At 72.1% G+C, this 7,128-nt stretch carries 8 protein-coding genes; 4 read left to right on the top strand and 4 right to left on the bottom strand.

The genetic code is table 11. From position 1 onward, the window contains the following. From ACT4N8_RS03685 to mutY, 4 genes are all read right to left on the bottom strand, one after another. The coding region (locus tag ACT4N8_RS03685; protein ID WP_444856783.1) for a CHRD domain-containing protein at nucleotides 1-244 on the bottom strand (244 nt) is incomplete at its 3' end. Then, entirely contained in the window at nucleotides 244-1,116 is an 873-nt protein-coding gene (gene nudC, locus ACT4N8_RS03690) for an NAD(+) diphosphatase (protein WP_444856784.1), read from the bottom strand. The genes ACT4N8_RS03685 and nudC, both read right to left, overlap by 1 nt. Further along, the gene (locus tag ACT4N8_RS03695) at nucleotides 1,113-1,925 is read right to left on the bottom strand and encodes an alpha/beta hydrolase (protein WP_444856785.1); all 813 of its coding nucleotides are present in this window, start codon (nucleotides 1,923-1,925) and stop codon (nucleotides 1,113-1,115) included. The genes nudC and ACT4N8_RS03695 overlap by 4 nt, the downstream gene beginning before the upstream one ends. After that, the gene (gene mutY / locus ACT4N8_RS03700; protein WP_444856786.1) at nucleotides 1,922-2,938 is read right to left on the bottom strand and encodes an A/G-specific adenine glycosylase; all 1,017 of its coding nucleotides are present in this window, start codon (nucleotides 2,936-2,938) and stop codon (nucleotides 1,922-1,924) included. Before mutY ends, ACT4N8_RS03695 begins: the two co-directional genes overlap by 4 nt. Nucleotides 2,939-2,952: 14 nt before the next feature. On the opposite strand from mutY, the gene ACT4N8_RS03705 reads away from it, so the two are divergent. The 4 genes from ACT4N8_RS03705 to ACT4N8_RS03720 all read left to right on the top strand — a co-directional run. After that, entirely contained in the window at nucleotides 2,953-3,546 is a 594-nt protein-coding gene (locus ACT4N8_RS03705) for a DUF721 domain-containing protein (RefSeq protein WP_444856790.1), read from the top strand. Beyond that, on the top strand, nucleotides 3,543-4,286 hold the full coding sequence (locus tag ACT4N8_RS03710) for a DsbA family protein (protein WP_444856787.1): 744 nt from the start codon (nucleotides 3,543-3,545) through the stop codon (nucleotides 4,284-4,286). Before ACT4N8_RS03705 ends, ACT4N8_RS03710 begins: the two co-directional genes overlap by 4 nt. Nucleotide 4,287: 1 nt before the next feature. Next, nucleotides 4,288-4,983, top strand: coding sequence for a thioredoxin domain-containing protein (locus tag ACT4N8_RS03715; RefSeq protein ID WP_444856788.1), 696 nt, complete (start codon nucleotides 4,288-4,290; stop codon nucleotides 4,981-4,983). A gap of 31 nt (nucleotides 4,984-5,014) precedes the next feature. Continuing rightward, nucleotides 5,015-7,128 (top strand): AAA family ATPase (locus ACT4N8_RS03720; protein ID WP_444856789.1); only part of this gene is annotated, 2,114 nt, incomplete at its 3' end.

The raw sequence follows: 7,128 nt of genomic DNA on the forward strand, positions 1-7,128 counted from the left end.
CGCGATGGATATGCGCCGCCGTCGCCGGGTCGATCTGGCGGGCATAGAGATTCCAGCAGAGATTGCCGTCGCGCGGATCCACCCGCACCTCGACCGTGCCGGTGCCGTCGGGATCGCCCGGGCCGGGGACTTCCTGGAGGCCGGTCAGTGTCACATTGAGCCGCGCCGGCTGCATCGAAGGACCGCCCGCGCAACCGGCCAATAAGGCGGCGCCCAGCGCCGCGGAAATCGTCCAGGCTTTCATCAGTCTCTCTCCCGCTGCTGCTCCGCGCTCCAGCGCGCGAGCAAGGTGTTGGCAATGGCGAAAGGCGGCGGCGCGAGAAAGGGCGCTTGCGGATCGCCCGCCAGCGCCGCCTCGACCCCGGCCAGATCGACCCACATCGCATCCTCCAGCTCGGTTGTGTCGAGCCGGATCGCGTCCGCTTCCGCCCGCGCGACGCAAGCGATCATCAGCGAGCCGGGAAAGGGCCAGGGCTGGCTCGCGACATAGCGCACGTTTGACACCGCGACCCCCGCCTCCTCCATCAGCTCGCGCGCCACCGCCTCCTCGATCGATTCGCCGGGCTCGACGAAACCGGCGAGCGCCGAATAGCGCCCTTCGGGATATTGATGCTGGCGGGCGAGGAGGACGCGGCCCTCATACTCGGCGAGCATGATCACGACCGGATCGACGCGCGGGAAATGCTCGGCGCCGCAGCCCGAGCATTTGCGCCCCCAGCCGGCGCGGAACGAGGCGGCGGGCGCGCTGCAAATCCCGCAATAGCGATGGCGATTGTGCCATTCGTTCAGCGCCCGAGCCGCGCCCCAGATCGCCGCATCCCTGGGGCTCATCAGGGCGAGCAGGCGGAACACGCCCCAGGCGCGGCGGCCGATCGCCTCGGTCCGGATCAAAGGCGCGAAATGCGGCACGCCCTCCTCGAGCCCAAGGAAGATCAGCTCCTCGCTTCCGTTCAGCGGCGCCCAGTCGAGCCGCCCCTCGCCGTCGAGCACTGGATCGAGCTCAGCGAGCCGGAGCAGCCGGGCCTCTGCGTGACCGACGAACTCCGCCAGCCGCGCCGCGTCGAGCCGGAGATGATCCGCCCGGTCGAGCCCGGCGCCGGTGAAGCCGACGCTCATCGCTCCACCGGGGCAACGCGCGCGGCGAACGCGTCGGTGAGGGAGGTGGCGCGGTGGCCGGGCTGGCCGAAGCCGCGGACGATCGAGCTGTGGGTGCCGTCGACCGCTTCAACGGTGGCCGGGGTGCCGGCGGTGCGGAGCGCGGCGCCCAGCGACTCGGACTGGGCACGCGAATCACGGCGCGAGGCGACGTGGAGGATCAGGAACTCACCGGCATGGGGCGCTGCCGTGTGGACGATCGGCGAGAGCGCCCGCCGCATCGCCGCGTCGCGGCCGAACGCGCGCAGGTAGATGCGCCGCAGCAGCGGCCCGGCCGCGTCGATCTGGCGCGGGATGTCGTAGCCGGCGCCGTCGAGCAGCACGATTCCAGCGATCGCCGAGGGCGAAAGCCGGTGCGCGGCGAGATAGCGCGGATCGGTGCCGACCAGAGCGGCGAGATGGGCCCCGGCGCTGTGACCGATCAGGATCACCCGGTCCGGATCGACGTTACGGATCCGCATGAGGAAGGCGAGCGCGAGGGCCACGTCTTCCGCCTGCTGAGTGACGGTCACGTCCGGGATCAGGCGATAGTTGATCGAGGCAACGGCATAGCCGAGCCCATGGAAATGCGTCATCACGTGCGCGGCGATGCGTTTGTCGCCGAAGCTCCAGGCGCCGCCGTGGATGAACAGGACGAGCGGGGCGCGGCGGCCCTCCATCGGGGTCCAGTCCATTCGCTGCCGCGGGTCTGGCCCGTAGCCGATCTCGATGGTCTCGGCCCCGGCCGGCGCGGCTAGCATCAGCAGCAGGATCATCAGCAGGCGTCTCATGCCGCGTCCCGCCATTCCAGGCCGCGCGCGGCGAGCTTGGCGAACAGGGTGGGGAGGCCCGCCTCGCCGATCCGCTCGACCGGCCACCATAGACCGTCGTAACGGTCTATGCCGTCCGGGCCTCGCGCCGTTTCCGCGCAGTGCAGCTTCATGGTCAGTTCGAAATGAGTGAAGATGTGGTCTACCGCGCCGGCCTCGTGCCAGTCGGCTTTTGCGGGCGGCGCCTCGGGGAGGGCGAGCATTCCGCCGAGCAGCCCATTGGCCGGGCGGCGGACGAGCAGCACCTCGCCCTCGCGCTCGAGCCAATAGGCAATGCCTTCGCGCCGGGGCCGCGCCGCCTTCGGCGCCTTGACCGGATAGCGCGCCGGATCGCCCTCGGCGAAGGCGGCGCATTGCGCATTGAGCGGGCAGCGCGGGCAGGCCGGATTGCGCGGCGTGCAGATCGCCGAGCCCAAATCCATCATCGCCTGCGCGACGTCGCCGGCGCCTTGCTCGGGCACCAGCCGGTCGGCCAGCGCGCGGATCGCCTTGCGCGAGCCGGGCAGTTGCTCCTTCACCGCGAACAGCCGCGAGACCACCCGCTCGACATTGCCGTCGACCGCGACCGCGCGCTTGCCGAAACCGATCGCGACGATCGCGGCGGCCGTATAGGGCCCGATCCCCGGCAGCTTCAGCAGCGTCGCCTCGTCCTCGGGAAAGCGCCCGCCGTGCCCGGCGACGACGGCGCGGGCGCAGGCGAGCAGGTTGCGGGCGCGGGCATAATAACCGAGCCCGGCCCAGGCCCGCATCACCTCCGCATCCTCGGCCGCGGCCAGCGCCTCGGTCGTCGGCCAGCGCGCGGTGAACGCGGCGAAATAAGGCTTCACCGCCGCGACCGTGGTCTGCTGGAGCATGATCTCGGAGAGCCAGACGCGATAGGGGTCGGGCGTCTCGCCGGCCTCCGCCCGCCACGGCAGAAGCCGCTTATCCACAGCATACCAACACAAAAGAGCCGTTGAGGCATCGACTGGCATGGGCCGCCTATGCCATGCTCCCGGCCAAGGTGAAACAGGTGACGAGCGACAAGGAGAAGCGCAAGAAGCAGGTCGCGGCGCCGGCCCGCGCGCGTCGCATGCGTGCCGTATCCGACCTGCTGCCGGCGGCCGGCGGCGCCGCCTTCCGCCGCTTCGGCTTCGTCCAGTCCTCGATCGTCAGCCGCTGGCGCGAGATCGTCGGGGTCCGCTACGCCGCCGTCTCCGCCCCGGAATCGATCCGCTTCCCGCACGGCAGGAAGAGCGGCGGCACGCTCACCCTCGTCGTCGAAGGCGCGCACGCGCCGATGATGCAGCATGTCGGCCCCGAGATCGTCGAGCGGGTCAACCGCTTCTTCGGCTATCCGGCGGTCGAGCGGCTGAGCTTCCGGCAGGGCGTTGTCCAGGTCGCGCGGACGAAGCCCCGCCCCGCCCCATCGTCGCTCAAGCCGATCCCCGCCGAGCTCGGCGATTCCCTGCGCGAAGTGGTCGATCCGGAGCTGCGCGCCTGCCTCGAATCCCTTGCGCGCGGGCTCGCCTCCGGCGAAGGGGAAGCCATTCCCGTCGTCTCGACGATCCCGGTCGTCGGCAGAATTGGAGAGAAGAAGTGATCAAAGCCAAGCTCAGCACCGGCGCCCTCGCGCTCGCCCTGCTCCTCGCCGGCTGCGGCGAAGGCGGCGACGCCAATCTCGCCGGAAACGTGACCGCCCCGCCGCAGCTCACCCAGATCCCGGCGCCCAACAATGGCGATTGGACACAAACGGTCAGCCAGACCGCCGAGGGCGGCTTCGTCATGGGCAATCCGCAAGCGCCGGTGAAGCTGGTCGAATATGGCTCGCTGACCTGCCCCGCCTGCCGCGCCTTCTCCGAGACCGCGACCGCGGCGCTGCGCGACACCTATATCCGCTCCGGCCAGGTCAGCTGGGAGTTCCGCCACCTCGTCATCCACGGCGCGCCCGATGTCGCTCTCGCCATGCTCTCGGACTGCCAGGGGACGGGCGGCTTCTTCCCGACGATCGAGCAGATTTACAGCCAGCAGCCCGAAATCCTCGACCGCTACCAGAGCGGGGCGCAGGCGGTCGCGGCGCTGCCGCCGGAGCAGCAGCTGGCGCCGCTCGCGCGGGCGATGGAGCTCGACACCTTCTTCGCCCGGCGCGGCATGCCCGAGGCCCGCTTCAACCAGTGCCTGGGCAATATGGGCGCCGCGCAGCAGCTCGCCGACAATCTCAACCGCGCGACCAGCCAGGAGGGCGTCAACGGTACCCCGACCTTCATCATCAACGGCCAGCGCCAGGAAGCGTCGAGCTGGCAGCAGCTCGAGCCGCTGCTGCGCGCCGCGATCGGAGGCTGAGTTGAGGCCGCGCCTGCTCGCCCTCGCGCTCGCCGCGGCACTGATCGCGCCCCTGGCGAGCGCGCCCGCGCAGGAGCGCACCGCGCCGCGCCAGCGCGACTGGACCCAGGTCGTCACGGCGACTGCCGAGGGCGGCTTCCGGATGGGCAATCCGCAGGCGCCGGTGAAGGTCGTCGAATATCTCTCGCTGACCTGCCCTCATTGCGCGTCCTTCGCCGAGGAAGGCGCGCCCGGGCTGATGAACTATGTCCGCAGCGGACGGGTCAGCCTCGAATATCGCAATTTCGTCCTGAACGGGCTCGATCTGGCTGCGGCTTTGCTCAGCCGCTGCGCGGCACCGCAGAACTATTTCGCGCTCAACCATGCCATCCTCGCCAGCCAGGCGCAGTGGATGGGCCGGGTGGAGGCGATGAGCGCCGCGCAGCGGCAGGAGATGCAGGGCCTCAACGACCTGCAGCGGCTGCGGCGCGTGGCGGCGATCGCCGGGCTCGACGCGATCGCCGCCCGCCACGGCGTTACGCCGGCCGAGGCCGATACTTGCATGGCCGATCAGGCGCGGCTCGACCGGGTGATCCAGATGCGCGAGGCGGCCGACCGCTATGGCGTCACCGGCACGCCGACCTTCGCGATCAACGGCCGGATCGCGGGCAGCGCCGGCACCTGGGCGACGCTCGAGCCGCTGCTGAGAGGCCGCTGATGCGCCCGCGGGGGGCACAAGGCAAAAGCTGATGCGGGTCAGGCGCCTCAAGCTTTCCGGGTTCAAGAGCTTCGTCGAGCCGGCCGAGCTTCGGATCGAGCCGGGCCTCACCGGCATCGTCGGCCCGAATGGCTGCGGCAAATCGAACGTGCTCGAGGCGATCCGCTGGGTGATGGGCGAGAGTTCGCCCAAATCGATGCGCGGCGCCGGCATGGACGACGTCATCTTCGCCGGCACGGCGACACGCCCCGCGCGCGACTTCGCCGAGGTCTCGCTGCTGGTCGAGCGGCAGCTTGACGACAGCGGCGTCGCCCCGATCGGCGAGGTCGAGGTCACCCGCCGCATCGAGCGTGCCGCCGGTTCCGCCTATCGGATCAACGGCCGCGACGTCCGCGCCAAGGACGTCGCCTTGCTCTTCGCCGACGCCGCCACCGGCGCCCATTCGCCCGCTTTGGTCAGCCAGGGCAAGATCAGCGCGGTGATCGCCGCCAAGCCGACCGAGCGGCGGCTGATGCTCGAGGAAGCGGCGGGGATCGCCGGCCTGCACGTCCGCCGCAAGGACGCCGAGCAGAAGCTCCGCGCGGCCGAGGCCAATCTGATCAGGCTCGACGAGGTGCTCGGCGACATGGAGTTGCGCGCCAATGCGCTGAAGCGCCAGGCGCGCGCCGCCGAGCGCTACCGCAAGCTCTCCGACCAGATCCGCGTCACCGAGGCCCGTCTGGTCTTCGCCCGTTGGGAGGAAGCGACCGAGGCCGCGGATGCGGCGCGGATGGAAGCCGAGGCGGCCGAACAGGCGGTCGCCCGCGCCGGCGAGGCGCAGCGCGCCGCCGCCGCCTGGCAGACCGAGGCCGCGACGGCTCTGGCGGAGCGCCGCAAGGCCGCCGAGGCGGCGCGCGAGCAGGCCTCCGCGCTGGGCCACAAGCTCGCCGCGCTCCGCGCCGAGCGCGACGGCGTCCAGCGCCGGATCGACGAGCTCAATGAGCGCCGCCGCACGCTCGCCGCCGACCGCGCGCGCGAGGAGGCGTTGCGCGAGGACGCCGCCGCCGCGCTTGACCGGCTCGATGCCGAATTGGCGGCGATCGCGGCACGGCTCGCCGAGGCCGAGGCGGCAAAGGGCACGATCGACGTCCGCAGCGTCGCGCATGAGGATGACGCCCGCGCCGCCGAGACGGCTTTGGGCCAGGCCCGCGCAGTGCAGGCGGGCGAGCAGGCCGAGGCGCGGGTCGCCGAGTCGGCGCTCGCGGCGGCGCGGCAGAAGCTCGCCCGCGCCGAAGCCGAAGCGGCTCGCATCGCCGAGCAGCTCGGCGGGATCGGCGATGCCGCGCCGCTGAGCGATGCCCTGGAATCGGCACGAAAGGCGCGCGCCGAGGCCGAGCGCGGGCTCGAAGCCGCGAGCGCCGCCATCGCCGCCGCCGAAACGGAGCGCCAGCAGGCCGCCGCCGCGCGCGACGCCGCCGAAAGCGAGGCCGCCGCGGCCCGCGCCGCGCTCGCCGCGCTGCGCTCGGAGGCGCATGCCCTGATCAAGGCGGTCGAGACCTCGGGCGGCGACCGCGCGATCAATCACATCAAGGCCGCGCCCGGCTATGAGCGCGCGCTGGCCGCGGCTTTGGGCGAGGATCTCGACGCCGCGCTGAGCGGCGACGGCCCGCGCCGCTGGACGGGCGCCGCGCCGCAGCCGGGCGATCCTTCGCTGCCCGCCGGCACCGAAGCGCTCGCCGACCATGTCGAGGCGCCGGCGGCCCTGCTCCGCCGGTTGCAGCAGGTCGCGGTCGCCGACGCGGATAGCGGCGCCACGCTCGCCGTCGGCCAGCGGATGGTCACGCTTGACGGCAAGCTGCGCCGCTGGGACGGCTATGTCGCGAGCGGGCTCGGCGCGGCCGCCGCCGAGCGGCTGATCCGGGTCAATCGTCTCGCCGAGATCGAGACGGCGCTGCCTGACGCGGCAGAGGCGATGGAGACAGCCGAGGCGCGAAGTACCGATGCGCGCGCGGCGATGGACAAGGCGCGCGTCGCCGCCGATGCCGGCCGGCGCGCCGAAGCCGAGGCCACGGCGGCGCTGCGCGAGGCGGGCCGCGCCGAGGACAGCGCCTCGGTCGAGATCGAGCGGCTCGAACTCAGGCGCACCGGCCTCGCCGAGCGCGCCGA

Source organism: Sphingosinicella sp. (assembly GCF_052387495.1).
Classification (GTDB): Bacteria; Pseudomonadota; Alphaproteobacteria; order Sphingomonadales; family Sphingomonadaceae; genus Allosphingosinicella.